Source organism: Pseudomonas sp. PGPR N4 (genome assembly GCF_059693665.1).
This window is the reverse complement of sequence record NZ_JCAUKV010000005.1, coordinates 47991-74462: the sequence shown is the minus strand read 5'-3', so window position 1 is coordinate 74462 and position 26472 is coordinate 47991. Positions and strand designations below refer to the sequence as shown.

26 protein-coding genes are annotated in these 26472 nt (G+C 64.3%); 11 read left to right on the top strand and 15 right to left on the bottom strand.

Annotated features, from left to right (window positions below; all coding sequences use genetic code 11):
• Window positions 1-4: 4 nt before the first annotated feature.
• Genes AC58X1_RS18780 through AC58X1_RS18770 form a run of 3 tightly spaced genes read right to left on the bottom strand, consistent with a single transcriptional unit; the run spans window position 5 to window position 3880 of the window.
• Window positions 5-205: a DUF1656 domain-containing protein gene (locus AC58X1_RS18780; protein ID WP_150570668.1), complete on the bottom strand. Its 201-nt coding sequence runs from the start codon at window positions 203-205 to the stop codon at window positions 5-7.
• The gene (locus AC58X1_RS18775) at window positions 195-2357 is read right to left on the bottom strand and encodes an FUSC family protein (RefSeq protein ID WP_497429306.1); all 2163 of its coding nucleotides are present in this window, start codon (window positions 2355-2357) and stop codon (window positions 195-197) included. Before AC58X1_RS18775 ends, AC58X1_RS18780 begins: the two co-directional genes overlap by 11 nt.
• Window positions 2354-3880, bottom strand: a complete 1527-nt coding sequence (locus AC58X1_RS18770; RefSeq protein ID WP_497429305.1) for an efflux transporter outer membrane subunit — start codon at window positions 3878-3880, stop codon at window positions 2354-2356. Before AC58X1_RS18770 ends, AC58X1_RS18775 begins: the two co-directional genes overlap by 4 nt.
• Window positions 3881-4057: 177 nt before the next feature.
• Here AC58X1_RS18770 and AC58X1_RS18765 point away from each other — a divergent pair, with 177 nt between their 5' ends.
• Both AC58X1_RS18765 and AC58X1_RS18760 read left to right on the top strand, forming a co-directional pair.
• Entirely contained in the window at window positions 4058-5005 is a 948-nt protein-coding gene (locus AC58X1_RS18765) for a LysR family transcriptional regulator (RefSeq protein WP_101322063.1), read from the top strand.
• A 117-nt stretch (window positions 5006-5122) separates the two neighbouring features.
• A complete protein-coding gene (locus tag AC58X1_RS18760) occupies window positions 5123-6097 on the top strand; it encodes a 2-hydroxyacid dehydrogenase (RefSeq protein WP_101322064.1) in 975 nt (324 codons plus the stop codon).
• A 44-nt stretch (window positions 6098-6141) separates the two neighbouring features.
• On the opposite strand, the gene AC58X1_RS18755 is transcribed toward AC58X1_RS18760, so the two are convergent.
• Window positions 6142-7044 carry a DMT family transporter gene (locus AC58X1_RS18755; protein ID WP_497429304.1) on the bottom strand — a complete coding sequence of 301 codons (903 nt, stop codon included), beginning with the start codon at window positions 7042-7044 and terminating at the stop codon, window positions 6142-6144.
• A gap of 144 nt (window positions 7045-7188) precedes the next feature.
• Between AC58X1_RS18755 and AC58X1_RS18750 the strand changes: the two genes are divergently transcribed.
• A complete protein-coding gene (locus tag AC58X1_RS18750) occupies window positions 7189-8064 on the top strand; it encodes a helix-turn-helix domain-containing protein (protein WP_101322066.1) in 876 nt (291 codons plus the stop codon).
• Here the strand turns inward: AC58X1_RS18750 and AC58X1_RS18745 are convergent.
• From AC58X1_RS18745 to AC58X1_RS18720, 6 genes are all read right to left on the bottom strand, one after another.
• On the bottom strand, window positions 8061-10463 hold the full coding sequence (locus tag AC58X1_RS18745; RefSeq protein WP_497429303.1) for a TonB-dependent siderophore receptor: 2403 nt from the start codon (window positions 10461-10463) through the stop codon (window positions 8061-8063). The two genes, AC58X1_RS18750 and AC58X1_RS18745, sit on opposite strands and share 4 nt — an antisense overlap.
• Before the next feature lie 96 nt (window positions 10464-10559).
• Complete coding sequence (locus AC58X1_RS18740; RefSeq protein ID WP_497429302.1) at window positions 10560-11567, bottom strand: FecR family protein; 1008 nt, start codon at window positions 11565-11567, stop codon at window positions 10560-10562.
• Complete coding sequence (locus AC58X1_RS18735; RefSeq protein WP_181089705.1) at window positions 11564-12115, bottom strand: RNA polymerase sigma factor; 552 nt, start codon at window positions 12113-12115, stop codon at window positions 11564-11566. Before AC58X1_RS18735 ends, AC58X1_RS18740 begins: the two co-directional genes overlap by 4 nt.
• Before the next feature lie 4 nt (window positions 12116-12119).
• Window positions 12120-12446 (bottom strand): DUF3325 domain-containing protein, encoded by a 327-nt coding sequence (locus AC58X1_RS18730; RefSeq protein WP_497429301.1) that lies wholly within the window; start codon window positions 12444-12446, stop codon window positions 12120-12122.
• Window positions 12446-14023 carry a PepSY-associated TM helix domain-containing protein gene (locus AC58X1_RS18725; protein ID WP_101322070.1) on the bottom strand — a complete coding sequence of 526 codons (1578 nt, stop codon included), beginning with the start codon at window positions 14021-14023 and terminating at the stop codon, window positions 12446-12448. Before AC58X1_RS18725 ends, AC58X1_RS18730 begins: the two co-directional genes overlap by 1 nt.
• Window positions 14020-14325 carry a DUF3649 domain-containing protein gene (locus AC58X1_RS18720; RefSeq protein WP_497429300.1) on the bottom strand — a complete coding sequence of 102 codons (306 nt, stop codon included), beginning with the start codon at window positions 14323-14325 and terminating at the stop codon, window positions 14020-14022. Before AC58X1_RS18720 ends, AC58X1_RS18725 begins: the two co-directional genes overlap by 4 nt.
• Before the next feature lie 169 nt (window positions 14326-14494).
• Between AC58X1_RS18720 and AC58X1_RS18715 the strand changes: the two genes are divergently transcribed.
• From AC58X1_RS18715 to AC58X1_RS18695, 5 genes are all read left to right on the top strand, one after another.
• Complete coding sequence (locus AC58X1_RS18715) at window positions 14495-14989, top strand: sigma-70 family RNA polymerase sigma factor (RefSeq protein ID WP_497429299.1); 495 nt, start codon at window positions 14495-14497, stop codon at window positions 14987-14989.
• Window positions 14986-15915 carry a FecR domain-containing protein gene (locus AC58X1_RS18710; RefSeq protein ID WP_497429298.1) on the top strand — a complete coding sequence of 310 codons (930 nt, stop codon included), beginning with the start codon at window positions 14986-14988 and terminating at the stop codon, window positions 15913-15915. Before AC58X1_RS18715 ends, AC58X1_RS18710 begins: the two co-directional genes overlap by 4 nt.
• A gap of 84 nt (window positions 15916-15999) precedes the next feature.
• Window positions 16000-18312: a TonB-dependent Fe(3+) dicitrate receptor FecA gene (fecA, locus tag AC58X1_RS18705; RefSeq protein WP_497429297.1), complete on the top strand. Its 2313-nt coding sequence runs from the start codon at window positions 16000-16002 to the stop codon at window positions 18310-18312.
• A 210-nt stretch (window positions 18313-18522) separates the two neighbouring features.
• On the top strand, window positions 18523-18873 hold the full coding sequence (locus AC58X1_RS18700; protein WP_101322075.1) for an HPF/RaiA family ribosome-associated protein: 351 nt from the start codon (window positions 18523-18525) through the stop codon (window positions 18871-18873).
• Window positions 18874-19027: 154 nt separating this feature from the next.
• A complete protein-coding gene (locus AC58X1_RS18695; RefSeq protein WP_101322076.1) occupies window positions 19028-19324 on the top strand; it encodes a DUF3509 domain-containing protein in 297 nt (98 codons plus the stop codon).
• Window positions 19325-19327: 3 nt separating this feature from the next.
• Here the strand turns inward: AC58X1_RS18695 and AC58X1_RS18690 are convergent, their stop codons facing one another.
• Window positions 19328-19798 carry a phosphate-starvation-inducible protein PsiE gene (locus tag AC58X1_RS18690; protein WP_101322077.1) on the bottom strand — a complete coding sequence of 157 codons (471 nt, stop codon included), beginning with the start codon at window positions 19796-19798 and terminating at the stop codon, window positions 19328-19330.
• 242 nt (window positions 19799-20040) lie between these two features.
• Between AC58X1_RS18690 and AC58X1_RS18685 the strand changes: the two genes are divergently transcribed.
• Window positions 20041-20304: a YebG family protein gene (locus AC58X1_RS18685; RefSeq protein ID WP_101322078.1), complete on the top strand. Its 264-nt coding sequence runs from the start codon at window positions 20041-20043 to the stop codon at window positions 20302-20304.
• 6 nt (window positions 20305-20310) lie between these two features.
• Here AC58X1_RS18685 and AC58X1_RS18680 read toward each other — a convergent pair whose 3' ends face one another.
• Complete coding sequence (locus AC58X1_RS18680; RefSeq protein ID WP_497429296.1) at window positions 20311-21330, bottom strand: Glu/Leu/Phe/Val dehydrogenase family protein; 1020 nt, start codon at window positions 21328-21330, stop codon at window positions 20311-20313.
• A 123-nt stretch (window positions 21331-21453) separates the two neighbouring features.
• Between AC58X1_RS18680 and AC58X1_RS18675 the strand changes: the two genes are divergently transcribed.
• Window positions 21454-22260, top strand: coding sequence for a SirB1 family protein (locus AC58X1_RS18675; protein ID WP_150570680.1), 807 nt, complete (start codon window positions 21454-21456; stop codon window positions 22258-22260).
• On the opposite strand, the gene maiA is transcribed toward AC58X1_RS18675, so the two are convergent.
• Genes maiA through hmgA form a run of 3 tightly spaced genes read right to left on the bottom strand, consistent with a single transcriptional unit; the run spans window position 22254 to window position 25489 of the window.
• Window positions 22254-22886 (bottom strand): maleylacetoacetate isomerase, encoded by a 633-nt coding sequence (gene maiA, locus AC58X1_RS18670; RefSeq protein ID WP_150570681.1) that lies wholly within the window; start codon window positions 22884-22886, stop codon window positions 22254-22256. The two genes, AC58X1_RS18675 and maiA, sit on opposite strands and share 7 nt — an antisense overlap.
• Window positions 22887-22897: 11 nt before the next feature.
• Entirely contained in the window at window positions 22898-24190 is a 1293-nt protein-coding gene (gene fahA / locus AC58X1_RS18665) for a fumarylacetoacetase (protein WP_497429295.1), read from the bottom strand.
• A 3-nt stretch (window positions 24191-24193) separates the two neighbouring features.
• On the bottom strand, window positions 24194-25489 hold the full coding sequence (gene hmgA / locus AC58X1_RS18660) for a homogentisate 1,2-dioxygenase (RefSeq protein WP_150570683.1): 1296 nt from the start codon (window positions 25487-25489) through the stop codon (window positions 24194-24196).
• A 185-nt stretch (window positions 25490-25674) separates the two neighbouring features.
• On the opposite strand from hmgA, the gene AC58X1_RS18655 reads away from it, so the two are divergent.
• On the top strand, window positions 25675-26451 hold the full coding sequence (locus AC58X1_RS18655; RefSeq protein ID WP_101322084.1) for an IclR family transcriptional regulator: 777 nt from the start codon (window positions 25675-25677) through the stop codon (window positions 26449-26451).
• Window positions 26452-26472: the final 21 nt, after the last annotated feature.

Here is a 26472-nt window from a genome sequence, read left to right as displayed (position 1 = left end):
GTTCTCACCAGTAGACAGTCAGCGCCAGCGCGCCAAAGAGGCAGATGAACAGGCACAGGCGCAGCAGCGCCGGGTGCCAGAAGAAGCGGTAGCCGTCATGGCTGGCGATAAACCGGTCCAGGCCCCAGGCCAGTCCTGCGGCAAGCAGAAACAACAAGGTCATGGTCGGCATGTACACACCATGGAAGGCAATTTCACGGAGCATGCGGCAGTCCTTGCGCCAGTGGCGATTGCGGGTCGAGCAGCGAGCTGCGGATGAAGTGCAGGTAGCTCTGCGCACGGCGCAGCAGCGAGGTGTCGAAGTGCCGGGCGAACGGCTCGTCGGTGGTCTGCACGCGGCTGATGGCGTGGTCGACGGCGACCAGCGCGCGTTCGTGGTTGCTGGCGCTGGGCTGCAGGAACAACCGCGCCAGGGCACGGCCCATGACTCGGATCGCCTGGCGCCACGGCTGCGACTCGGCATAGGCCGGGTGCACGGGTGCGTTGTGCTGCTCCTTGCGCAGCTCGATCACGGCGTGGCCGATTTCCAGCACGACGAACATCCAGCGCATCAGTTGGCTCTGCACCTGCGGCTTGCCGGCAGCCAGGCCGTAGGCTTGATGGAGCAGGTCGCGGGTGCGGCTGTCGAAGGCCGAACCGAGCCCGCGCAGGCGCCCACCGATGGCGAACAGCACCTGCTCGCGCAAGTCCTGCTCCAGCCGGCTCCATAACCAGCGGCTGTTCGGCGGCAGGATGATGGCCCCGGCGGCGGCGCAGACCAGCATGCCCAGGAGCATGCCGATGTAGTCGTTGATGAAGGTGTACGGGTTGTACACAGTCAGGTTGTTCGGCACCGAGCCGATCGCGAAGAACACCAGCAGGCCGATCCCATAACCGGCATAGGCTGGTCGCGACGAGAGAAACGCGCCAAGCACGAACACCGGCGCCAGCACCATGCACAGCAGCGGGAAACCGTCGATCCAGGGGAACACGAAAAAGGTTTCGAAAAAGCCGATGAAGGCCCCGAGCAAAGTGCCGCAGGCCATCTGGAACGACATGCGTTTGGGGTTTGGCGAAGCCGCCGATAGACCGGCGGTGACGGTCGCGATCAGGGTCATCATCGCCCCGCTCGGCCAGTCGCTGAGCAGCCAATAGCTGCCGAGCAAGAGCAGTACCGCCGAGGCGCGCAGGCCCGCCGCCAGCGACACCAGCCAGTTGGTCCGCGACACGTACGGTTCGTCCCACTGCTCGCGCTGGTGGCGGTGCGCCGACAGTGAGGCGTGGGTCTGGGCATAGCTGAACATCTCGTCGACCAGGCGATAGAGCAGCTCAAAGGCCGTATGAAAATCGAGCAGCTCGGCTTCGCTGGGATGGGTTTGCAGATACTCGCTGCGCAGGCCGCGCACCTGGGCTTGCAGGCCATCTTTGTAGGCGGCCAGTTCGAGGGTCAGGCGCAATGCGTCGGCTTCGGTCAGGGCCCGGCCCACGTAGGGTTCGAGCAGCTCGACGAGGGTTTCCAGGCCCGGCTCGATGGCGCCGACAATCTGCAAAGGGCCGCGCGCGCGCAGCCGTTCGAGCAATTGATAGAGGGCATTGAAGCGGGTGCTGATGGCCATGAACTCGCTGTTCATGCGCACCAGTCGGCCGCTGCGACGGCGCATGTGCGGGTCTTCGAAGGCGGTGACGTTGCGCAGGCTCTCCAGGCCCACCGCCTCGGCGATGAAGCGCACATTGCTGGCCTCGAAACGGTCGCGCGGAGTGTTGCCGCGCAGCGCCTCGACCACCACCCCGGCAAACACGCCAAAGCGCTGATACAAGGCGTTGCGCATGGCGGCGCTGGCCGACTGCGGCAGGATCGCCGCGCTGACCAGGGTCGATACGAGGATGCCCAGGGAGATTTCCAGCACCCGCCACACCGCCGCCATAAAGGCTTGATCGGGGTGCTCCAGTACCGGCAGGCCGATCATCGCTGCGGTGTAGCCGGCCAGCACGAAGCCATAGGCACGAAAGGTGCGATAGCGCATGGCCCCGGCCGAGCACAGGCCGACCCACAGCGCCAGGCTTGGCAAGAACAGCTCACTGTTCTGCGGGAAGATCGCAATCAACGCGACCATCATCGCCGAGCCCGCCAAGGTGCCTAACACACGGTAAAAGCTCTTGGCGAAGACATGCCCACTCTGCGGCTGCATGACGATGAACACGGTGATCATCGCCGTGCGGGGCTGCGGCAGTTCCAGGCGCATGGCCAGCCACAGGGTAATGAACGCCGCCACCAGCACCTTGAAGATGTACACCCAGGTCACCCCGTCGGTGCGCGCCCAGGCAAAGAAGCCGCGGCGCCATTCCAGGCTGTGCAGCCAGTTCCAGAGCAGGCTCATCGGCGGTCGCCAAGACGATCGACTATGGCCAGGCTGGCCGGCGGTTTCGGCGCGGCCTGTTGCGCTGGCGCGGGCACGTCGTCCCCGGCCTGCAAGCCGCCGCCCAGCGCCGTGACCAGCTCGGCGTGAGCAGTCAGGCGCGCGGCCTGTACCTGCTGCTGAATCTGCTGCTGGCGAAACAGCAAGGTCTGCGCATTGAGCACGTTGACGTAGTCGGTCAGGCCGCGCTGGAAGGCCACCAGGGCGATGTCGTAGGTCTTCTGCGCGGCGGCCACCGACTGCTCGGCGAAGTGCGCCTGCTCGTGCATCGACTCACGGCGGATCAACTGGTCGGAGATGCCTTTCAACGCGCCGACCACCGTCTGGTTGTAGCGCGCCACCGCCACGTCATAACCGGCCGAAGCCACCCCCAGCTGTGCCCGCAGGCGGCCGCCATCGAACACCGGCAGGCTGATCGCCGGGCCGACGTTGTAGTTGAACTTGCGCCCGCTGAGAAACGCCAGCGCACCACCACCGGTGGCCATGAACCCCAGGCTGCCGACCAGATCGACATTGGGCATGAAGCTGGCGTGGACGACTTCGATACCGCGCGCCTGAGCCGCCACCTGCCACCGCCTGGCGACTACATCCGGGCGCTGGCCGACCAGTTCGGCGGGCAGTGTCGAGGGCAATTGCAGCGGCGCGGCGAGGGCCAGAGTCGGCCGCTGCAACTGCACGCCCTCGCCCGGGCCTTTGCCTGCCAACGCTGCCAGCTGGTTACGCGCCAGGGCAATCGCCTCGTTGACTGCATCCAGCTGGCGGTGGGTTTCGGGCAGCGGCGCCTCGGCCTGGCTGACTTCGAAGTGGGTCCCGATGCCGCCGTCAAGGCGACGCCTGGCCAGGACCACGAGCTGCTCCTGCTGCTCAAGCTCGGCCTGGACGATGTCGCGCTGAGCAAAGTGCAAGGCAAACTGGATGTAGACCTTGACCAGGTTGTTTTCCAGCTCGAGCTGGGCCTGCCGCGCTTCGGCCACGTTCATGTGCGCGAGGTCGAGCGCCTGCTCGCTGGCACTGCGCTCACCGCCCCACAGGTCGAGCGCGTAGCTCAAACCAAGGCCAGCGTTGTTGTCCCAGGTGTTGGCACCCGACAGCGCACCGGGGCCGTAGAACTGGTCCTCCGGCCAGTTGTGCCGTTTCAGGTTTGCCTGGCCATTGCCCTGCAGCTGCTCGGCCGCTTCGCTGACACCGGCCAGCGCCCGCGCTTCGCGGACCCGCGCGGCGGCCATGGCCAGGCTTGGGCTGTCGGCTATGGCCAGTGCCAGCCAGCGATCCAGCTGGCGATCGCCATAGGCTTGCCACCACTGCTGGCGCGGCCAGTGGGCGTCCGTGGCGGCCTCGGCGATGGCGTGGTCAGTGAGTAGGGTGTTGGCTTGCAGCGTCTGGGTTTGCGGGGCGATGCCCCAGGTTCCGATACAGCCCGACAAGGTCAGGCTCAGGGCACAGGCACTGAGCGCATTCAGCGCTCCGATGATGCGACGCGGCACAGCTGCGATTTCCCGAGAAGTGGATGAGGCCGGGCAATTCTAGGGGGCCGCCGGACTGGCGATAAGCGCATAATCCTGCGAATCTTTGTTACCAAAACAGCGATAATCCGCCTTTGGTCGAAGCAACGAATTCGTAACTTCATGTCACAATTTCGGCCTCTATTTTGAGAGTGACCCATGGACACCCTGCAAAACATGCGTGCGTTCAGCTGCGTGGCCCAGCTTGGCAGCTTCACCGCCGCCGCTGTGCAACTGGATACCACCACCGCCAACGTGTCGCGAGCGGTCTCCAACCTGGAAGCCCATCTGCAAACCCGCCTGCTCAACCGGACCACCCGGCGCATTGCCCTGACCGAAGCGGGCAAGCGCTACCTGATGCGCTGCGAGCAGATCCTTACCTACGTCGAGGAAGCCGAAGCCGAAGCCAGCGACGCCCATGCGCGGCCCGGCGGGCAGTTGAAGGTGCACTCGATGACTGGCGTCGGCCAGCACTTCGTGGTCGATGCCATCGCTCGCTATCGCGAAACCCACCCGGACGTGACCTTTGACCTGACCATGGCCAACCGCGTCCCGGACCTGCTCGACGAGGGTTACGACGTGTCGATCGTGCTCGCCAGCGAGCTGCCCGACTCCGGCTTCGTCTCGCAGCGGCTGGGCATCACCTACAGCATCGTCTGTGCCTCGCCGGAATACGTCGCCCGCCACGGCATGGCGCACAAGCCGGCCGATCTGCTCAAGCACGCCTGCCTGCGCATGGTCAGCCCGGTCATTCCGCTGGAAAAATGGCTGTTCGACGGGCCTGAGGGCCAAGAGCTGGTCAACATCAACAGCTCGCCGTTTCAGGTCAACTCAGCCGATGCGATGAAGACCGCGATCCGCTCGGGTATGGGCGTGGGCGTGCTGCCAATCTACTCGGCCATCGATGGCCTGCGCGATGGCAGCCTGGTGCGGGTGATGCCGGACTACCGCCTGCAGGAGCTGAACCTGTACGCGATCTACCCGTCCCGGCAATATTTGGATGCCAAGATCAAGACCTGGGTCGAGTACCTGCGCAACTCGCTGCCGGAGATCCTCGCCGCCCATGAAGCCGACCTGAAAACCCACGAGCTGCTGGTTGCCCACTGAAAAAGCTGCTGCATTGGGGGCGGGACCAATGGTAGGTTGCTATGCATTGTTCTGGCGCCAGCCTCGACCTACGCGGTCGAGGCTGGCATACCCGTAGCGCCTTGCAGAGAGTTGCCGATGAAAAAGACCGTCCTGGCCTTCAGCCGCATTACCCCGGCCATGGCCGAGCGCCTGCAGCACGACTTCAACGTGATCGTGCCCAACCCCAAATTGGGTGACATCAGCGCCCAGTTCAACGAAGCACTGCCCGAGGCCCACGGCCTGATCGGCGCTGGGCGCAAGCTCGGCCGCGCGCAACTGGAAGGCGCGGCCAAGCTGGAAGTGGTATCGAGCGTATCGGTCGGCTACGACAACTACGACGTCGACTACTTCAACGAGCGCGGCATCGCCCTGACCAACACCCCCGACGTGCTCACCGAAAGCACCGCCGACCTCGGCTTCTCGCTGATCATGGGCTGCGCCCGACGCACCGCCGAGCTGGATGCCTGGACCAAGGCCGGCAACTGGAAAGCCACGGTCGGCCCGGAGCGCTTCGGCACTGACGTACACGGCAAGACCCTCGGTATCATCGGCATGGGCAATATCGGCGCGGCGATTGCCCGGCGTGGCCGCTTCGGTTTCAACATGTCGATCGTGTATGCCGGCAACAGCCGCAAGCAGGCACTGGAACAAGAGCTCGGCGCGCAGTACCGCAGCCTCGAGCAACTGCTGGCCGAAGCCGACTTCGTCTGCGTGGTGGTGCCGTTGTCGGAGGCTACGCGCAAGCTGATCGGCGCCCGCGAGCTGCAACTGATGAAGCCCAGCGCGTTCCTGATCAACATCGCCCGCGGGCCGGTGGTGGATGAGGCGGCGCTGATCGAGGCGCTGCAGGCCGGGACCATTCGTGGCGCGGGCCTGGACGTCTACGAGCATGAGCCGCTGGCTGAGTCGCCGTTGTTCCAGCTGCCCAACGCGCTGACCTTGCCGCACATCGGCTCGGCCACCGCCGAAACCCGCGAGGCGATGGCCAACCGCGCGCTGGACAACCTGCGCGCAGCGCTGCTTGGTGAGCGGCCGCGGGATTTGGTCAATCCGCAGGTTTGGAAGCACTGATCACTACCGTTGGGGGCCGCTTCGCGCCCCCGGCGATCTGAAGGTTACGGCGCCACCGCTACAGCTTCGGGCCGCTTGACCTTGGGCTTGCGAAAAACCAGTACGTTGCCCGCCATCACCGCCACCAGGCCCAACAACGCTGGCGTGGTCCACTGGTAGCCTTCGGCAAATGCCGACACATTCAGCGCCACCAGCGGGAACAGCACCGTGCTGTACGCGGCCCGCTCCGGGCCGATGCGCCCAACCAGGGTCAGGTACGCGGTAAAAGCGATCACCGAACCCGGTATCACCAGGTACAGCAGCGAGCCGATGTAACGGCTGTTCCACTCCATGTCGAACGGAATCCCGCGCAGCACGCAGTACATCCCCAGCATCCCGGCACCGTAGAGCATGCCCCAGGCGTTGGTGGTCAATGGCCGCAGCCCGGCTTTCTGCTGCATGCTCGAGAGCATGTTGCCTGCCGAAAAACACAACGTGCCAAGCAAGGCCAGGCCGATGCCGTAGAGGGTCTCGCGGCTTGCGCCATGGCTGCTCAGCTCCGGCGAAAACAACAGCCCCAGGCCAAGCAGGCCTAGAGCGCCACCGGCGAGCACATTGGCGGCGATGCGCTGACCGAAGAACACCCGCGCATTCAGCGCATTCCACAGGGTTGCCGTGGAGAACACCACCGCCAGCAGGCCGCTGGCGATCCATTGACTGGCGGTCAAAAAGCACATGAAGTTGACACAGAACAGGCACAAGCCCTGCGCCAGGCAGATCAGATGCCCGCGCCGGTTCATCGGTTGCAGGCGACGGGTGAGCACCAGGATGACGAACAGCAGCAGCCCGGCCAGGGCAAAGCGGTAGACGATCGATACCGGGATGGCGACCACCCCCAGCTGCAGTTTCAGGGCGATCCAGGTGGTACCCCAGATGAGTACGGTCAGCAGGTACAGCGACAGGTTCATGGCGGGACTCTCTGGCAAGGCATGACGATGCAGGCAGTGTCCGGCTCGGCTGCTCGCGGCGCTTGCACAAACTTGCGCTTTTGCGTCGCCAGCGGCTGCCATCCGCGCGCCAGCGCAGTAGGATGGCAATCAGAGGATTTCACCATGACCCCATTCAGCCAGTTGCAAGTCTTCAACGTCATGCATGCGGCGCCCAACGCACGCCTGGAGCACAGCGTGCAGCTGGCTGACGGCCTGTCGGCGGCGGTGTGGAGCAACCGCGACGACGCCCGCGACTATCAGGCGCCGAGCCACCACACGCTGTCGTGCTACATCAGCGACGGCACCGGCACCTTTCGCCGTCAGCGCCCTTCGGACAAGGGCGCCCCGGACAAGCTGTGCATCATGCCAGCTGGCTCCGAGTCGAACTGGGTAGTCAACGGCTCGATCCGCCTGGCCCACCTGTACATCAGCGAGGAACAGTTCGCCCTCGGCTGCATTCGCCTGCTCGACCGTGAACCGCGGGAAATGCAGCTGCGCGAAGCGACCTTCGTCGATGACCGCGAGCAGGCGCAGCGCTTTCGCCAGCTGATCGGCATGGCCTGGGACGAACCCGGCGAACGCCTGCTGGCGAGCAGCCTGGCGCATGCCATCGTCGACCATGCGGTGCTCAGCCAGGCCGGGCTGCGCCAGGGCTTACGCCTCAAGGGCGGCCTGGCGCCAAGTGTGCGCCGGCAACTGGCCGAGTACATCGAAGCGCACCTGGACCAGCCGCTCAGCCTCGGCGAGCTGGCGCTGCGCTGCAACCTCTCCGAATACCACTTTGCGCGGATGTTTCGTGCAAGCTTCGGCCTGCCGCCGCATCAATACCTGCTGGCCCGCCGCCTGCAGCGTGCTTGCCAGATGTTGCGTTACGGCCAACAGCCCTTGCTGCAGATTGCCCTGCACTGCGGTTTTGCCAGCGCCAGCCACTTCAGCAACCGTTTCCGCCAGGCCTTTGCGGCGACGCCTGGCGAATACCGAGCAGCCTGGCGCGGTTAGAACTCCAGGGTGGTCGACAGGCTGACCTGGCGTGCATCGCCAACAGCAACGAAGTAACTATTCACTGCCGAGCTGTAATAGACCTTGTCGAACAGGTTCTTCACGTTCAGTTGCAGACGCACCTTGTGCTCGTCGAGCTGGGTTTCGTAGCTGGCGAAGGCATCGGCCACGGTGTAGGCCGGCAGGTCGAAGTCATTGGCCGCGTTGCCGGCACGCTCGCCGACATAGCGGGCGCCAGCGCCCAGGCGCAGGCGGTCGCCACCGAACAGGCTACCGTAGTCATACACCGCCGACAGCGAGCCACTGTTGCGCGCCACGTTCTGCAAACGCTTGCCCTTGAGCTCTGGATCCTTGGTCACTTCGGCATCGGTGAAGGCATAGCTGCCGATCAGGCTCCAGCGCTCGCTGAGCTGGCCGCTGAGGTCCATCTCAAGCCCACGCGAGCGAACTTCACCGGCGTTGCTGTAGATGATCGTGCCAGTGTCGCTGGTGCCATTGGCGACCAGGACATTGCGCTTGGTGATGTCGAACAGGGCAATGTTGCCAGTGAGCTGCCCAGGCATGTCCAGCTTGGCCCCCAGCTCCCACGACTTGCCCTCCTCCGGAGCGATGCTGCCATCCAGCGTGAGGGTCTGGCCAGCGCCGACGCTGATCGGCGCGATGGTCGAGTTGGGCTTGAACGACTCGCTGTAGCTGGCATACAGCGACAACTGCTCAGCGACCTTGTACACCACGCCAGCATTCGGCACCCAGGTCTGGCCATTGCTGTCGGTGTTGGCCTTGAACGGGCGGCCGCGGCCGGCGTACTGGTCGTACTGCTGGAAGCGCGCGCCGGCCACCAGAATCCAGTGCTCATCGAGGTGCAGCGCGTCCTGCACGAACAGCGAGTCGGTGCGCAGCTTGTCGGTCTGGTCGCTGTCGCTGGCGCGCACGTTGCTGCCTTCCACCTCCTGGCCATACACCGGGTTCTGGTAGCTGAAGGTCGAGCGGCTGGTCTGGCGGATCAGGTCGCCGCGAAACACCTTGCGGTCTTCGTGATCAAGGCCGAGCAGCAGGTCATTGCGCAGCCCGGCCAATTCGAGGTTGCCGTTCAGGCTGACGGTGGCGAATTGGTCGCGGCTCATCGCGCCGTGGGTGCCATCGATACTCCGGGTCAAGGTGCCACGCGCCTCGTTGACGCCGGTCACGCGGACCTGGCTGGCATCGTAGGTTTCGCGGTTGAAGCTGTAGCCGGCATGGACCTTCCAGTCGTCGCTGAGCTGGTGGTCCAGCTCGAGCCGGTACAGGTCGCTGCGCCCCTGCATGTCGTTGAACGGCTCATCAAGGCGCCGGGTTGCCGGGATATTCAACGGGTGGCCATTGCTGCCGAAGGCGGTACCGCGGTCGAACGGATAGAGAAACTCGCGGTGCTCGTAGGCCAGCACCACTTGCGTATCCTCGCCCAACCAAGCCAGCGACGGCGCGACCATCGACTCGCGGTGCACGCCGTAGTTGCGCCAGTAGTCTTCGTCTTCGTGGTCGACGATCAGCCGGTAGGCCAGCGGCGTGTCGCCCAGCGCGCCGGTACTGTCGAAGCCGCCGCCGCTGCCGTTCTTGCCGCTGCCGTAGGTCGAGCCGCGCAGGTTCAAGGCGTTGTACTGCTCAAGTTGCGGGCGCTTGCTGACCACGTTGATCACCCCGCCCGGGTCCTGGATGCCATACAACAGCGAGGCCGGGCCCTTGAGTACTTCGACCCGCTCGGTGCTGGCATTGAGGCTGCGCCCCTGCACCAGCGGCATGCCGTCGCGCATGATCGAGCCGTCGCGGTTGTCGCCAAAACCGCGTTTCATCACCGTGTCCGCAGTGCCGCCGAAATTGTTGCCCTGGGTGATGCCGCTGACGTTGGCCAGGGCATCGTCCAGGTTGCGCGGCGCCTGGTCGCGGATGACCTGGGCCGGGACCACGTTGATGGTGTGGGGGATGTCCTGCACCGCGCCCTGGCCGCGCATGATCGAGGCGTTGGCGGGGGGTTGATAGCTGTACAGGTCGCTCTGCGAGTTGACGTTGATCGCCTGCAGGTTGAGCGCACCGGAAGTGTCCACCGGCTCCAGCGTAAGGGTGCGTGCATCGACGCGCCGCCAGCTCAGGCCGGCATTGCCCAGCAGTTGCTGCAAGGCCTGTTCGGCGCTGAGCGAACCGCTCAAAGCCGGGGCCTGCAGGGTGGGCAGTTCGACGGTATAGACCAGGCTCTGGCCGGTGGTGCGGCTAAAGGCGTTGAGTGCCGCCGGCAACGGCTGGCTGGGCTGGGCGAAGCTGTACAGCTGTGCTTGCGCCGCAGCACTGGCAGGCGGGGCAACGACGGCGCCGGACAGGCTGGCAAGACCCAGCCAGAGGGGAACGCAACGCGAGGTGAACTTCATGGACGCTGACCTGAAAGAGGGGTGATCGCATGCGAATGAATCGCTTTTCACTCACTACACGGATGGCGTCGCCGGTTACCTCACAACAATTCGCAATTATTTTTCAGAGCCGGCTGATGATGTGAGCAAAGTCAGCCGGCCGAGCAACGTCTGCCGCGAGAAACCCACCACCTGGCCCAGCGAGTCCAGCGCCAGCAGCGGTTGATTGGCCGGGATGCTGGCACTGACAAGGCGCTGGCCCAGGGTGTCATCGAGCAGCACGATCCGCCCTGGGTAATAGCGACGCAGGTCTTCCAGCACGTCGGCCAACGGCACCTGTTGATAACTTAGCCAGCCCTGACGCCAGGCCAGGCGGCTGTCACTGTCGACGGCTTCGATTTGCCCGGCGCGGCCTGCGGCATAGGTCAGTTGCTGATTGGCCGTCAACTCGCGGGCCGACTGACCTGCCGTCGGCGTTACCGCAACGCGCCCGCTGCGCACCGTGACCTGGGCGCCCTCGCCTTGCTCGCGTACTTCGAACTGGGTGCCGAGCACGCGCACTTCACCGCCAGCGGCGTCGACCAGAAAGGGCTGACCGGTGTGGGTCACCTGGAAGAAGGCTGCGCCGCGCAAAAGCTGAATCCGCCGCTCACCGTGATCGAAGTCGACCGCCACCGCGCTGCCCGCATCCAGGGTCATCTGCGAGCCATCGGCCAGGGTGATTTGCTGCAACTCAGCGCCACTGCGGTAGTCGGCCTGGGCATCCTGCAACCAATGCTGCGGCTGCCAGCCGCCGACGCTGCCCAGCGCCAGCAGCAGGCAGGCGGCGGCAGCCAAAGCACCACCACGACGGCCCCAGCGCTTGGGCTGGCGAGCCTGGCGGATAGCGTCCAGGTAAGGCTGCAGACTGGCCTGCTGTTCTTCGGCCAGTTTGGCCGCCGGCAGTTGGCTCAGTTGCCAGACATGCTCTGCGTGCGCATACGCCTCGCGATTGGCCGGGTCGGCCAGCAACCAGCGTTTGAACGGCGCAGCCTGGGCTTCGCCTGGATTGTGAATGATGCGGTTCAGCCAATGCAGCGCCGCCTGCTCGGGAGCCTGGCTGCTTGGCTCGGTGTGGCTGGTCATCGGCCGCCTCCTGGCCTGCGCGGCGCGGCAACGCTTGCCTTGCACGCTTCGAGGGCGCGCATCATATGCTTTTCCACAGCGCTCTGGGACAACTGCATGGCCTTGGCGATTTCGCCGTAGGTGCAGCCGTGGACGCGGCTGAGCAGAAATATCTGCCGGCTGCGCTCGGGCAGGCCGCGCAACGCGGCCTCGATCCGCTGCAGATCATGCTCGGCGGCCAGCGCCTGCTCTGGCGCCGGGCTGTCATCGGCAACCGGCAAGCCTTCAACTACTCGGCCACGGCTGCCCTCACTGCGCAGGTGGTCGATCGCCAGGTTACCGGCGCAGCGCAGCAGGTAGGTATCCAGTGCTTCGACCTTGACCTCGGGCCGGCGCCAGAAGCGCAGGAACAACTCCTGCACCAGGTCCGCCGCGGTCGCCCGGCAGCCCACCCGACGGCTGACCAGTGCTTCCATACGCCCGCGCTGGGCGAGAAACACCTGGACGAAGCGCGCCCGGCCACTGGCGGCGTCGGCGTCTGCCGGGTTGCTGGGCGTTGGCTCGTTCAAGCGCTCACACACCCAGCGCAGCCAGCACCGGCCCGAGCAGCACGCTGACCAGGGCCAGGCCAAGCAACAGCCGGGGCTGATAAGGCAGGCCGAACACCCACAGGGTCAGCCCGGCCATCACCAGCGCAAACCACTCAACCAGGCCGAAGGCCAGGCCGCGGATGTTGACGGCAAGGATCAGCGACAGCGCCAGCAGCGCCCAGCCAGCCCAACGCAGGGCAGGTAATTGCCCAGGCTTGGGTTTGCGCTTGAGCAGCTCACCGAAGTGCTTTTCCATCGCCAGACACAGGGCCACCAGCCCGGCGAAGGTGATCAGAGCAACGCTCAGCATCAGTTCACCTCGGCCGTGGTCGAGGCGGCTTTGGCAGCACGCGGTGCGCGCTTGGCCTGCACGTTGGGCGTGCGCAGCATCTTGCCAGCGGCCCAGGCGAGGAACAGCCCGGTGCCCAGCGCGGTAAGGTCAAAGCCGGCCATGGCCCAGTCGCCACGGGCGATCGACTGATCAAGGCCGTGGCCGGTGACCACCGCGTTGAGCAGCGGCAACCCGGCAAACGCCAGTGCCCCGAGCGCCAATTGCTCGCCCCAGGCCTTGCGCCCCGGCCGCAGCAGCGCGTGCAGCGGCGACAGGGCCCAGGCCAGGAAGAACACGTTGATCTCCCAATCAGCCCGCCCCGGCATGCCGATTGGCAGCAACCGATTGGCCCAGAAGAACCCTGCCACACCGAGCAACAGCCCGCTCATGCTGGCGATATTGAGCACTTCGACCAGGCGCAGCTCGAACGGCAAGCGGCCACTCTTGGCGTGCTTGAGCTGGCGCTTGCCCAGCCACATCACCAGGCCGGTGCCGATCACCGCAGTACCGGCCACGCCAAACACAAAGTACAACCAGCGCAGCCACGGCCCGGCAAAGTTGCCCATGTGCAGGCCGGCGATAGTGAACGAGGTCATCATCGCCGCGCTTTCCGGCTCGCCCTGGCTGAGCTGCGCGCCGCTGACGCCATCGAAGGTCCAGTTGGCGCTGCGCTGATAGGCGACGTGATCGGCGGCGGCCTGGGTCACGGTCACCCGGGCATTGCTGTCGCCGGGGTTGGCAACCTGCAGGTAGCCGATACGGGCGCCGGGCACGATGGTCTGCACCTTGGCATACAGCGCCGGCAGATCGGTCAGCGGCGCTGCCACGCCGGCGGCCTTGGGCGCTTCGTCACGGCCGAACAGCTCGCTGAAGTAAGTGTCGGATTCGCCCTTGTACGCCGCCATGATGCTCGCCGGCATGACCATGTACATGAACAGCAGCAGGCTGCTGTAGCTGATCATCAGGTGAAACGGCAGTACCAGCACGCCGATCGCGTTGTGGCCGTCGAGCCACGAGCGCTGGCCCTTGCCTGGGCGGAAAGTGAAGAATTCCTTGAAGATCTTCTTGTGGGTGATGATCCCGGTTACCAGCCCCAGCAGCATGATCAGCGCACAGAAAGTCGCCAGCCAGCGGCCCCACGGGTGCGGCATCTGCAACTGGAAGTGGAAGCGGTAGAAGAAGTCGCCACCGCGGCTGTCGCGCACCTCTACCCGCTCACCGCTGCGCGCGTCCAGCTCATGGCTGATGAAACCGCGCCGCCCGGTGGCGTTGGGGTCGCGCCAGCTGACGCTGAGGGCAGGTTCGCGGTCGCTGGGCAAGCGGATGAACCAGCTGCCGGCAGTGGCGGCGTTGCTCTGCAGATACCGCTGGGCGAGGCCAAGGCTGGCAGCCGGGTCGAGCTGATGGCGCTGTACCTCGGGCTGGCTCCAGTGGGTGATCTCGTCCTTGAAGTACGACAGCGTGCCGGTCAGGAAAATTGCGAACAGCAGCCAGCCAAACAGCAGCCCAGTCCAGGTGTGCAGCCAGGCCATGGCCTGGCGAAAGCCTTCTTTCATGGGTTCTTCATCCAGTAAGCCAGCCCATTGATCAGCGCCAGCGCAAGGCTTGGCAGCAGTACACCAAGCCAGGCGCGGGCGGCCGTGCGGCAGGCGAAGCACCAGATGAACGCCAGCAGGTAAAACACGAACGACAGCATCATCCCGGTCAAGGTCGCATCGACCGGGGTCATGGGCACCAGCAGGGTGATACAGACGCTTGCCATCGACGCCAGCAGGTAGCCGCCAAGCAAGGCCGCCAGGCAGCGCGAGGCTACAGCCAGTCGATAGCTCAGGAGAATCCCGCCAGCGTTGCGCTTCATGACAAGGTCCGCTAATTGAAGCCATCAATAATAATGATTTCAATTCTCATAAGCAAAGCTCGGCTGCGGCTGCTATCGGTTTTTTGAGGATTGCCGACATGCTGCAGGGAAATTACAATGCGAACAATTCTTACTAGCACTCGCGCCAATCAGCGCCGGAGTCGTTACGGTGTCCAGCGCCCTTTCTACAACCGTCGAAGGCCTCTATCACGAGCATCACAGCTGGCTCACCGGTTGGTTGCGGCGTCGTTTGGGCTGCCCGCACAGCGCTGCCGATCTGGCCCAAGACACCTACCTGCGCCTGCTCCAGGCCCGCGAGACGCCGCAACTGCTCGAGCCGCGGGCGTTCCTCGCCACTGTGGCCAAGCGGGTGCTGTGCAATCACTTCCGCCGCCAAGAGCTGGAACGCGCCTACCGCGAAGCTTTGGCGCAGGTGCCTGAGCAGTTCGCCCCGTGCGAAGAACAGAAGGCGATCATCTTCGAGACCCTGCTGGAGCTGGACCGCCTGCTCGACGGCTTACCGCCGCTGGTCAAGCGCGCCTTCCTGCTGGCCCAGGTCGATGGCCTCGGGCAAAGCGAAATCGCCCGTGAACTGGGTATCTCGCTGGCCACGGTGAAGCGTTATCTGAGCAAGGCAGCCCTGCGCTGCTACTTCGCCCTGTGAACAGCAGCTTTGGCGCCGAGGTCGCCGAGCAGGCGGTGCACTGGCTGATCGAGTCCCAGGGCGATGATTTCGACGCGCGCCAGCAGCATGCGCTGCAGCGCTGGCTGGAGGCTGACGGCGAGCACCAGCGCGCCTGGGCGCATATCCAACAGGTCAACCAGCGCTTGCGTGGGGTCGCCTCGCCCGTTGTGCATGCGACTTTGCAGGCGCCGCCATCGCCTGCCCGGCGGCGTGCGCTCAAGGCTTTGTTGCTGCTTGGTGTGGCCAGCGCAAGCGGGCTCGCTGTGCAGCAACATAGCCCCGTGCCGGGGCTGCTGGCCGACTACCGCAGCCCGGTCGGCCAACGCCGGCGGCTGAGCCTCGATGACGGCAGCCAGCTGCAGCTCAACACCGACAGCGCCGCCGATGTGCGCTTCGACAGCCAGCAGCGGCTGCTGCGGTTGGTCGAGGGCGAGCTGCAAGTTGAGGTGGTCAACGATAGCCGGCCAATGCTGCTGCGCAGCGCCGAAGGCGTGCTGCGGCTGGAACCGGGGCGCTTCAACCTGCGTCAGTTCAGCGGCTTCAGCCAACTGGCGGTGTACAGCGGCCGCGCCAGTCTCGACGGGCAGTCATTGCTGGCGGGCCAGCAGGCAGATTTTGCCAACGCTGGCTGGCAGGGTATTGCGCCGTTGCAGGCGGATCGCGGTGCCTGGGTCGACGGCATGCTGGTGGCCGCGCAAATGCGCCTGGCGGACTTTCTCGACGACCTCGGTCGCTACCGCCACGGCCGCTTGAGCTGCAGCGAGCAAGTCGCCAACCTGCGTATTTCCGGCTCTTATCCGCTGGATGACAGCGAGCGGATCCTGCAGATGCTCGAAGTGGCACTGCCGGTCAGCGTGCGCCGTTTCACCCGCTATTGGGTCACGGTCGAGCGCCGCGTTGGCTAGTCAGCAAGTATTTTTCAAATAACCTGAGCCATTTCTGCAAGCTCGCGTGACAGACAAGGCAGACCCCCTCTCAAGGACCCGCTCATGCTGTTGCGTCCCAGCTCCCTCGCCCTGTTGCTTGCCTCCACCTTCAGCCTCGCCGCGCCTGCCGTGCTGGCCGCCGAGTACCACATCGCCGCCGGCTCGCTGGAGCAGGCCTTGAACCAATTTGGCCGCGAGAGCGGTGCGCTGATTTCGTACGGTTCGCAACTCACCCAAGGCTTGCAGAGCCCGGGTCTGCAAGGCGAGTACGCGCTCGATCAGGGCCTGGAGGCACTGCTGCGCGGCAGCGGCCTGCAAGCTCGCCAGGAAGGTGCCAATGCCTTCAGCCTGCAGCCTGTCGCGGCACCTGCGGCCAGCGCGCCGATCGAGCTGGGCGCGTCCACCGTGGTCGGTGACTGGCTGGCCGAAGCGCAAGCCGACAATGTCTTCGACCACCCCGGCGCACGTGACGTGATCCGCCGCGAGCAGTTCGAACGCAGCGGCGCCAGCAGCCCGCGTGAAGTGCTCAACCGCATCCCAGGGGTGAATGCGCCGGACACCAGCGGCACCGGCGGCCACGACCTGGCGCTGAACTTCGGCATCCGCGGCCTCAACCCGCGCCTGGCCTCGCGCTCGACGGTGCTGATGGACGGCATCCCGGTGCCGTTCGCGCCGTATGGCCAGCCGCAGTTGTCGCTGGCCCCGCTGAGCCTGGGCAACATGGACGCGGTAGACGTGGTGCGCGGCGGCGGTGCAGTGCGCTATGGGCCGCAGAACGTCGGCGGCATCGTCAACTTCGTGACCCGGGCGATCCCCGAACAGGCCACGTTCAAGGCGGCCATGCAGAACCAGCTGACGCCGTCGTCCAGCCACGATGGCATCAAGAACAGCGCCAACCTGCTGGTCGGCGGCACCAACGCCAATGGCCTGGGCGGCGCCCTGCTGTATTCCGGCAGCCGCGGCGGCGACTGGCGTGAGCACAGCGATACGCAGATCGACGATTTGATGCTCAAGGGCAAGCTGCAGCTCGATGAGGCCAACAGCCTGCACGCCATGGCGCAATACTATGAAGGCGAAGCCGAGATGCCCGGCGGCTTGAGCCAGGCAGCCTACGACGCCGATCCATATCAGTCGACCCGACTCAAGGACAAGTTCTGGGGCCGGCGCACGCTGGTCAACGTCGGTTACGACTACAAGCAGGATGATCGCCAGGTCAGCATCAACAGCTTCTTCACCAAGACCCTGCGCAGCGGCTATCTGGACCAGGGCAACTTCGTCTCGCTGTCGCCACGCGAATACTGGGTACGCGGCATCGAAACGCGCTTCTCGCAAGGCCTCGCCCTAGGTGACAGCTGGCATGAAGTCGGCGTCGGCTACCGTTACATCAACGAAGCCGGCCACGAGTTGCGCTACCAGGCACCGGTCAATGGCGACCTGCCGACCAGCAGCAGCTTTCTCGGTCGCGACACCCGCGGCAGCACCGAAGCGCATGCGATCTACCTGGACGACCGTATCGATATCGGCCGCTGGACCATCACCCCGGGCGTGCGCTACGAGATGATCGACTCCGAGCAGAGCAACAAGATCAGCGGCCAGCGTTACCAGGGCAGTTACAACACCGCCCTGCCCGCCCTGAACGTGCTTTACCACCTGACAGACCGCTGGAATCTGTACGCCAACACCGAAGGCTCATTCGGCAGCGTGCAGTACAGCCAGATGCCCAATCGCGTCAGCAGCGGCGAAGTAAAACCGGAAAAAGCCCGCACCTGGGAAGTTGGCACGCGCTACGACAATGGCGACCTGCAGGCGGAGATCGGTGCATTCTTGATCAATTTCGACAACCAATATGAAAGCAACCAGAGCAACGATGCGGTCATCGCACGCGGCGAAACGCGCCACCAGGGCATCGAGACCAGCCTGCGTTACGCGCTCGATGGTTTGAACCCGGTATTAAGCGGCTTCGATGTGCACCTTGGCTATGCGTTCGTCGATGCGACCATCCGTGAAGACGGCGCCAACCAGGGTAATCAGGTGCCGTTCTCGTCTCGCCACAAGGGCACCCTCGGCCTGGGTTATACCGATGGGCCGTGGCAGCTGAACCTGGACAGCAGCTTCCAGAGCAGCCAGTTCGCCGACAACGCTAACACTCGCGAGGAAAGCGCCAATGGCGCCAATGGGCGCATCCCCGGCTACATGCTGGTAAGCACCCGCGCGGGCTACGACTTTGGCCCGCAGCTATCTAACCTGAAGCTCGCCGTTGGGGTGAAGAACCTGTTCAACCGCGAGTACTACACGCGCTCGTTTGACGATAACAATCGCGGCAAATATGTCGGTGAGCCACGCACGTTGTACGTTCAGACCTCGGTCGAATTCTGACGGGGTGAGGGGCGCATCGGCGCCCCAAGCCGAATCATGCTGCGCTCGGCTGCGTCCATCCAGCGCTGATTTAATTCAAAAAATTTATATTTTAAAAGGGCTTGAAATCGCCGCTCGGATGCCTGACCTTACAGTCAAGAGGCGATAAATTTCCACAGGCCTCAATGGCCTGGGCGACTCTTGCGAGCAAGCTGAATAAGGATTGAAGTCATGCAAATCCAAGTCAACAGCAGCAACCAGATCGACGGCAGCATCCGGCTTGAAGAGTGGGTACGCAGTACTCTTGAGAGCAGTCTTGAACGTTACGAGGACGATCTCACCCGCATCGAGGTGCACCTGCGCGACGACAACGGCGCCAAGCCCGGACCGCATGACAAACGTTGCCAGATGGAGGCTCGCCCCAAAGGCCATCAACCGATTTCCGTAAGCCACACGGCCACTTCGCTGGAGCAGGCTGTCGAGGGTGCCACGACCAAGCTCGACCACGCACTGGATCACCTGTTCGGCAAACTGCGCAGCAAGCGTGTAGTGCTGGAAGTGAACGAAGAAATCGAGGAGTGATGACAGCGCTGTTCGGTTAGTTGCACAAGGGCCGCTCCGCGGCCCTTTCTGATTCAACCAACTCACCACAAAGCCACGCCGATCAGCGGCTGTGAACCATCTGCGCGGATACCCGGTCAACTTTTCCATCCAGTTAACCTGCAGATCCGCGACCATGCACAATCCATTCGATCAGATCAGCAATGCCTTCGCCCCGCGTTATCGGGTCAACCTAAGCATCACCCGCCTCGACGGCAGCATCATGCTGACCCTGTCCGACGACAGCGGCGCCGTCGCCAAGCGTTTGATCAGCCAGGCCCAACGCAACGATCCGGTACGCTTGCAGCGGGTCATCGACAGCATCCGTCTGGGCCTGGCCATCGAACAAGGCGAAAACCCGCTACAGGTACTCGCCGCCCTCACCCGCGACCCTGGCCAGCAACGTCACGCCGCCAGCCAGCTCGCCAACTGAGCGCTAGCGGCCTTCGTCGACTTCCTTGCCGTGAGCGTCTAGCGCCCGGCTTGAGGGATAGCGGTACGATGCATAGCGCACCACCAGAATCGCGAAGGCCAACAGCAAGATGCCGCCGCACAAGTACAGCAGGCCGACGTCCGGCGCCTTGTGATGGGACACATCGCCGATCAGCAGGCGCGTCAGGGCCGTGATTGCCACGTACAGCAGGAAGCGGATCGGCATGTGGTTGGTCTTGAAATAGATCCCGACCATCGCCCCCAGCTCCAGGTAGATGAACAGCAGCAGAATGTCATCGACGCTGACCCCGCCCTTGCTGAGCATGTCCAGAAACGCCTCGACCGCCGCCCACGCGGTAATTCCGCCGATACCGAACAACGCCAGGTAGTGAAACCCCTCGACGCACAGGTTGCCCAGCGAGTCGGCAGAGCCGTGCAGGCCCTTGCGCATTTTTTCTGCCCATTTGATGTTCACGATGCTCGATTCCCCGATACGACTGAAGGATGGTGCGCCACCTGTGTGACGCTTGTGCCATGCAGTTAAAAGGCCAGACACGAGGGTTGGAAGGCGACCGATTGCCGCAAGGCACCTATGAGCTACGCTTTCGTGCAGATAAATGGCCACTATCGGGTTGCGCTGGGGTGGCCTATGCGAGTACTGTACACCCATACAGTAAATTATTTGCATAACCCGCTATAAAGGCACAGAGGTGATGAATGGCCGTCGAAGTGGTATACCGCAGCAGTCGCGACCCGGAGCAGTTGTTCATGGATAAAGCCGAAGCGGATCGTCACGACAAGATGCTCGAGCTGGCCGAGCGCCTGGCTGATGTGCTGCAAAAAGCAGTGCCGTCGCTGACCGAACAACAAGTCGAGGAAGCCGGCATTTACATGGCGAAGAATCGTGATGTGTTCGCCCGAGCGTTCAAGAGCCAGCCCGATGCCTTGGCCGAATTGCTTGAGGGCAACGCGGCAGAATAACTGCCGTCAGCCATACAGCAAGCGCTCCGCCAGCATCTGCGCCACCCGCGCTGGCGAGCGTTTTTCCGCCTGGGCATGGGCGAACACTTCGGTCAGGCGTGACGGAATCCGGGCCAGGTGCGCAGTAATGGTGCCGAGGCTCTCGCCACGGTGGGTCAGTGCCACGTAGATCAAGCCACCGGCATTGATGACGTAATCCGGCGCATAGAGGATCCCGCGCTTTTCCAGATGATCAGCCACCTGCAGGGTCGTCAGCTGGTTGTTGGCAGACCCCGCCACGGCAGCGCAGCGTAATTGCGTGACGCTTTGGCCACTGAGTACCTGGCCCACACCACAAGGCGCGAAGATGTCGCACGGGGTGCTGACCAGCGCATCATTGGTCACTGGTTGGGCATTGAATTGCTCCACCGCCAAACGTACCTTGCCCGCGTCAAGATCGCTGACCAACAGTTCCGCGCCCGCCGCGTGCAGTTGCTCGGCCAACGCGAAGCCAACGTTGCCCAAGCCCTGTACAGCAATCCGCAAGCCTTCCAGATTATCGGTGCCCAGCCGTGCCATTGCTGTGGCCCGGATGCCAGCGAACACCCCGATGGCTGCATGTGCCGAGGGGTCTCCCGAAGCGGTGGTACTGGTAACGTGGGCAGTGCTCTGGGCAATGCAGTCCATGTCCAGGGTTGAGGTGCCACTGTCGACGGCAGTGATGAAGCGCCCATTCAAGCTGTCGAGCGCGCGGCCAAACGCCTCGAACAGTGCTGCGCGGTTTTCCACATGGGCGCCGCGCATGATCACGGCATTGCCACCGCCCTGTGCCAGGCCTGCCAGTGCAGCCTTGTAGCTCATGCCCTGAGCCAGGCGGATGGCGTCGGTGACGGCGCTTTCGTCGTCGGCATAGGCCAGGTAGCGACAGCCGCCCATGGCAGGGCCCAACTGCTCGTTGTGGATCGCCACCATGGCTCTGAGGCCGCTGGGTGGATCGACGAACAGGTGCAGTGACTGCGTGCGGGTGCTTTGCATGAGCGCGAACATCGACCGCCTCCAGCGAGGTGCTCCTGACAGTATAGGCAGCGCGATGCACAGCGCAGGCTGGTCGGACCACTGGACGAACCACGCTGTCAGAGCTAATACTCAAGCATGTCGGGGGAGAGTCTGATGAACCCACGTAAAGCCTGCCTGGCGTGCCTGGAACGCGCGCCCGTCGACCTGCTGGAAGCAACCTTGTGGATCGCCGCCGAGCACGATCCCAGTGTCGTGCCCGCCCACGCCCTCGCCCAGGTGCGCGAGCTGCACCAGCAAATCAATGCCAGCCTGCCGATGTTGCCGCTCAGTGAGCTCGCCCAGCCGCTGTTGCGCCAGCTCAACACGCTGGGCTTTCAGCAAGACGAAATGCTGCCACTGCGTGCCCACGCAGCACTGATGGACAAAGTGTTGCAGCGCCGCCGTGGCCAGCCGCTGGCGCTGGCAATCCTCGCCCTGGAGTTGGCCCGGGGTTTGTCGATCCCGCTGGAAGGGGTCAACTTCCCGGGCCATTTCCTGCTGCGCGTGCCTGGCGCGGATCACCTGCTCGACCCGTGCGGCGGTCGTCGTCTGTACCCGGCTGAGTGCCGTCAGCTACTGGCCCGTCAGTTCGGCCCACAGGTAGCGTTGACGGCTGAACATATGCAGGTGGCCAGCCCGTTGCAGATGCTGCAGCGGCTGTCACGCAACCTGCGCCAGCTGCATATCAGCAACGACAATGACCTGGCCGCATTGATCGACGCCGAACGGGTCATGCAGCTGGGGCCGGTGCTGGTCAGCGACTATCTGGCGCGAGCCACGCTGTACCAGCGCCTGGATTGCCCGCAGGCCGAGCGCTTTGACCTGGAACGCGCATTGCTGCTCAGCGAAGACCCGGCGCAGCGCTTGAAGCTGAGCGAACGTCTTGGCCACCTGCCCGCCAGCAGCCCATCGATTCACTGAAGCGGGGTATCAGGCTGACGTGATGGATGCGCCTGGATAAACGCCGGATGCTGCGCCGCCAGCGCTGCCACCCGGTTGATCCGCGGGTAGCGGCTCAGATCGACACTGAACCGCTCGGCCGCATACAGCTGTGGCAGCAGGTAGGCATCAGCCAAACCCGGCGCCAGACCAAAGCAGAAGCCCTGATCATCGATCAACTGCTCCACCGCTGCCAGACCCTGGCCAATCCATTGGGCAATCCATAGATTGACCTGCGCCTCGTCCAGCCCCAGCTGACGCAACTGATTGAGTACGCTGACGTTGTGCAGCGGGTGCACATCGCAGCCGATGATCGCCGCGACGCCCCGTACCTTCGCCCGCGCCTCAGCCTCGGCAGGCAATAGCGGCGGCTGTGGATAAACCTCCTCCAGGTACTCGATGATCGCCGCCGATTGCACCAGCACACTACCGCTGTCACAGCCCAGCGCGGGCACCCTGCCCTGCGGATTGAGCGCAAGGTAGGCATCGCCACGCTGCTCGCCCTTGAGCAGGTTGACCGGCACGTTGTCGAACGCGAGGCCCTTTAACCCCAGGGCAATCCGCACCCGATAGGACGAGGTCGAACGGTAATAGCCGAACAGCCGCATGGCCTACCCTCTCAGTTGGCCGCGATGACTTTGCCGCGGCACTCGCCGAAGCCGATGCTGACCGCGCCGTCGCGCTTGCAGCGAGCACGCAGGATGATCTCGTCACCGTCTTCAAGGAACTTGCGCACCTCGCCGCTGGCCAGTTCGACCACCTGCTTGCCGCCATCCGTCATCTCCAGCAGGCTGCCAAATGCCCCTGGCTGCGCGCCGGACAATGTCCCCGAGCCGAACAGGTCGCCTGCTTGCAACTGGCAGCCATTGACGCTGTGGTGGGCAACCATCTGCGCCACGGTCCAGTACATGCTCAGGGTGTTGCTCAGGCTCAGGCGGTGAGGCGGCAAGCCCTGTTCGCGCAGGCCTTCGGTGATCAGCAGCACTTCCAGTTCGATGTCGAGCGCGCCGTTGGCCTGATCGCGTGCATCGAGCAGATACGACAGTGGCTGCGGATCACCCTCGGGACGCGCCGGCTGAGCGCAACGGAAAGGTTCCAGTGCCTCGGCAGTGACTACCCACGGCGACAGCGTGGTGATGAAGCTCTTCGACAGGAACGGCCCCAACGGCTGGTATTCCCACGCCTGAATATCGCGCGCCGACCAATCGTTGAGCAGGCAATAACCAGCGACATGCTCGGCCGCATCGCCAATCGGGATCGCTTGCCCAATGTCATTGCCCTGGCCAATCCAGATGCCCAGTTCCAGCTCGAAGTCGAGCCGGGCGCATGGGCCAAAGCTTGGCTCGGTCTGACCCGCAGGCAGGGTCTGGCCCTTCGGCCGACGCACATCGGTGCCCGACGGGCGCAGGGTCGAGGCGCGGCCGTGGTAGCCGATTGGCACGTACTTGTAGTTGGGCAGCAGCGGGTTGTCCGGGCGGAACAGCTTGCCGACGTTCTTCGCGTGCTCGATGCCGACATAGAAGTCGGTGTAGTCGCCCACCTTGGCCGGCAGGTGCATTTGGCAGTCGCTGGCGAGGTACAGCGCCGCTTGCAGTGCAGCCTGATGTTCGCTGTGCTCGCCCAGCAGTTCCAGCAAACGCTGGCGCAACGCAACCCGGGCCGAACGGCCAAGGGCGAAATAGGCATTCAGCGTGGCGTCGGCGGTGGCCTCGACCGCAGTTTTGGCGTCACCCTCGAACAGGCCGGCGGCAAGCACGGCCTGCAGGTCGAGAATCGAATCGCCGATGGCCACGCCACAGCGCTGCGCTTCACCCGGCCGGCTGAAAATCCCCAATGGCAGGTTCTGCAGCGGGAAGTCGCTGTGGCCGTTGGCCTGTTCGACCCAGCTACGGGCAGTCGCGGTGTGGTTCATGGGTTATCTCCGATTCGGGTTGAAGGTGCTCGGCAAGGTGGCCCAGCAGCTGTCGTAGTCGGCCTGCAATTGCGGGCATTCAAGCGCACTCTGGCTCGGGCGCAGGACCTGGCTGGTCTCGAACATGAAGGCCATGGTGTTGTCGATCTTGTGCGGTGCCAGCTCGCCATTGATGGCCTTGTGGCAAGTCTCGGCATCCGGGCCATGGGCGCTCATCACCCCATGCAGCGACGCGCCACCGGGCAGGAAGCCGTCGGCCTTGGCGTCGTAGGCGCCCTGGATCAGGCCCATGAATTCGTTCATCAGGTTGCGGTGGAACCACGGCGGGCGGAAGGTATTCTCGGCGACCATCCAGCGTGGCGGGAAGATCACGAAGTCCATGTTGGCCAGGCCGTGGACGCTGCTAGGTGAAGTCAGCACGGTGAAGATCGATGGGTCCGGGTGGTCGAAGCTGACCGTACCGAGGGTATTGAAGCGACGCAGGTCGTATTTGTACGGGACGTTGCTGCCGTGCCAGGCGACCACATCCAACGGCGAATGCTGCAGTTCGCAGGCCCAGTGTTCGCCGAGAAACTTCTGCACCAACTGGACCGGGCCGCTGCTGTCTTCGTAATGCGCCACGGGGGTGAGGAAATCTCGCGGGTTGGCCAGGCCGTTGCTGCCGATCGGGCCAAGATCGGGCAGGCGCAGTGGCGCGCCGTGGTTTTCGGCCAGATAACCACGCGCCTGACCGTCGAGCAGCTCGACGCGAAACTTCATACCGCGCGGAATCACGGCGATTTCCAGCGGTTCGACATCGAGTACGCCCAGCTCGGTGGCGATACGCAGGCGGCCTTGCTCAGGCACCAGCAGCAGCTCGCCATCGGCATTGAAGAACACCCGCTGCATCGAGCGGTTGGCGCTGTAGATATAGATGCTGACGCCGGATGGCTTGTCCGCCGCGGCGGTGGCAACCATCGGCCGCCAACCTTCGATGAAATCAGTGGCTTCGGCCGGTAGCGGCTGCGGGTTCCAGCGCAGGCGGTTGGGCGTCACCGCGCCCAGTGGCGCCGCCAGCGGTTGGCGCGCAAGGCGTTCGAAGCGCGGGTGCAGCGCCGACGGGCGAATGCGATACAGCCAGGTGCGCCGCAGTTCGCTGCGGGCCATGGTGAACGCGGTGCCCGAGAGCAACTCGGCGTACAGGCCGTAAGGCGCACGCTGGGGTGAATTCTGCCCGACCGGCAGGGCGCCAGGCAGCGCTTCACTGGCAAACTCGTTGCCAAAGCCGCTGAGGTAGTCGAGGGCGGTGTCGCGGGTCATCTGTGCCTCCAGGCTCACTGAGAGCCATGCTGGCAGGGGCTGCTGGGCTGAACCGGGCCGTATCACGGTGGCTGGCAGCGCGTCTGCATTGTTATTGTCGTAATCAGATTACGAATAACGTAATTTGCTCGCCGCTCGTCGTCAAGTTATAAAGTCGCCATCTGTCAATGTGGATTCCTTTCCCCATGTCCAAAGCCAGCACCCCTGCCGACACCGGCAAGCAAAAGGTCCGCTCGGCGGAAGTCGGCACCGATATCCTCAAGGCCCTTGCCGAGCTTTCGCCGTCGACCTCGCTGTCGCGCCTGGCCGAGCACGTCGGCATGCCGGCGAGCAAGGTGCATCGCTATTTGCAGGCGCTGATTGCCAGCGGTTTCGCCGAGCAGGATCGCGCCACCAACCACTACGGCCTGGGCCGCGAAGCGTTGCGAGTGGGCATGGCCGCGCTGGGCAGCATCGATGTGCTCAAGGTGGCGGCGCTGCCGCTGTCGGCATTGCGCGACGCGCTCAACGAGAGCTGCTTCATTGCTGTGTGGGGTAATCAGGGCGCGACCGTGGTCAGTATCGAGCCGGCGGTGCGCGCCGTTACCGTGGTGACGCAGATCGGCTCGGTGCTGCCACTGCTCAGCTCATCGACCGGGCTGGTGTTCGCTGCGCATTTGCCCGAGCGCGAAACGGTTGACCTGCGTGAACGTGAGTTGGCCGCCATGACGCAGACATTCGACGCCTATCAGCCACTTTTGGCAGGGATTCGCGAGCAGGGGCTGCACCATGTGCATGGGCTGTTGATGCCTGGCGTCGACGCACTTTCGGCGCCGATCTTCAATGCCATGGGGCACATCGTAGCGGTGATGACCGTGGTTGGGCCGACCTCGATTTTTCATGCCGATGAGCATGGCCCGGCGGCGCAGCAGTTGCTGGCGGCCACCCGCGACATCAGCTGGCGGATGGGCTACGCGGCCTGAACAGTGACTCTTACTCGGCGC

What these genes read in the sequence shown, in the direction of transcription:
- AC58X1_RS18780 (WP_150570668.1), bottom strand. Translation starts at nt 205, where the DNA reads ATGCTCCGTGAAATTGCCTTCCATGGTGTGTACATGCCGACCATGACC.
- AC58X1_RS18775 (WP_497429306.1), bottom strand. Translation starts at nt 2,357, where the DNA reads ATGAGCCTGCTCTGGAACTGGCTGCACAGCCTGGAATGGCGCCGCGGC.
- AC58X1_RS18765 (WP_101322063.1), top strand. Translation starts at nt 4,058, where the DNA reads ATGGACACCCTGCAAAACATGCGTGCGTTCAGCTGCGTGGCCCAGCTT.
- AC58X1_RS18760 (WP_101322064.1), top strand. Translation starts at nt 5,123, where the DNA reads ATGAAAAAGACCGTCCTGGCCTTCAGCCGCATTACCCCGGCCATGGCC.
- AC58X1_RS18755 (WP_497429304.1), bottom strand. Translation starts at nt 7,044, where the DNA reads ATGAACCTGTCGCTGTACCTGCTGACCGTACTCATCTGGGGTACCACC.
- AC58X1_RS18750 (WP_101322066.1), top strand. Translation starts at nt 7,189, where the DNA reads ATGACCCCATTCAGCCAGTTGCAAGTCTTCAACGTCATGCATGCGGCG.
- AC58X1_RS18745 (WP_497429303.1), bottom strand. Translation starts at nt 10,463, where the DNA reads ATGAAGTTCACCTCGCGTTGCGTTCCCCTCTGGCTGGGTCTTGCCAGC.
- AC58X1_RS18740 (WP_497429302.1), bottom strand. Translation starts at nt 11,567, where the DNA reads ATGACCAGCCACACCGAGCCAAGCAGCCAGGCTCCCGAGCAGGCGGCG.
- AC58X1_RS18730 (WP_497429301.1), bottom strand. Translation starts at nt 12,446, where the DNA reads ATGCTGAGCGTTGCTCTGATCACCTTCGCCGGGCTGGTGGCCCTGTGT.
- AC58X1_RS18725 (WP_101322070.1), bottom strand. Translation starts at nt 14,023, where the DNA reads ATGAAAGAAGGCTTTCGCCAGGCCATGGCCTGGCTGCACACCTGGACT.
- AC58X1_RS18720 (WP_497429300.1), bottom strand. Translation starts at nt 14,325, where the DNA reads ATGAAGCGCAACGCTGGCGGGATTCTCCTGAGCTATCGACTGGCTGTA.
- fecA (WP_497429297.1), top strand. Translation starts at nt 16,000, where the DNA reads ATGCTGTTGCGTCCCAGCTCCCTCGCCCTGTTGCTTGCCTCCACCTTC.
- AC58X1_RS18700 (WP_101322075.1), top strand. Translation starts at nt 18,523, where the DNA reads ATGCAAATCCAAGTCAACAGCAGCAACCAGATCGACGGCAGCATCCGG.
- AC58X1_RS18695 (WP_101322076.1), top strand. Translation starts at nt 19,028, where the DNA reads ATGCACAATCCATTCGATCAGATCAGCAATGCCTTCGCCCCGCGTTAT.
- AC58X1_RS18685 (WP_101322078.1), top strand. Translation starts at nt 20,041, where the DNA reads ATGGCCGTCGAAGTGGTATACCGCAGCAGTCGCGACCCGGAGCAGTTG.
- AC58X1_RS18680 (WP_497429296.1), bottom strand. Translation starts at nt 21,330, where the DNA reads ATGTTCGCGCTCATGCAAAGCACCCGCACGCAGTCACTGCACCTGTTC.
- AC58X1_RS18675 (WP_150570680.1), top strand. Translation starts at nt 21,454, where the DNA reads ATGAACCCACGTAAAGCCTGCCTGGCGTGCCTGGAACGCGCGCCCGTC.
- maiA (WP_150570681.1), bottom strand. Translation starts at nt 22,886, where the DNA reads ATGCGGCTGTTCGGCTATTACCGTTCGACCTCGTCCTATCGGGTGCGG.
- fahA (WP_497429295.1), bottom strand. Translation starts at nt 24,190, where the DNA reads ATGAACCACACCGCGACTGCCCGTAGCTGGGTCGAACAGGCCAACGGC.
- hmgA (WP_150570683.1), bottom strand. Translation starts at nt 25,489, where the DNA reads ATGACCCGCGACACCGCCCTCGACTACCTCAGCGGCTTTGGCAACGAG.
- AC58X1_RS18655 (WP_101322084.1), top strand. Translation starts at nt 25,675, where the DNA reads ATGTCCAAAGCCAGCACCCCTGCCGACACCGGCAAGCAAAAGGTCCGC.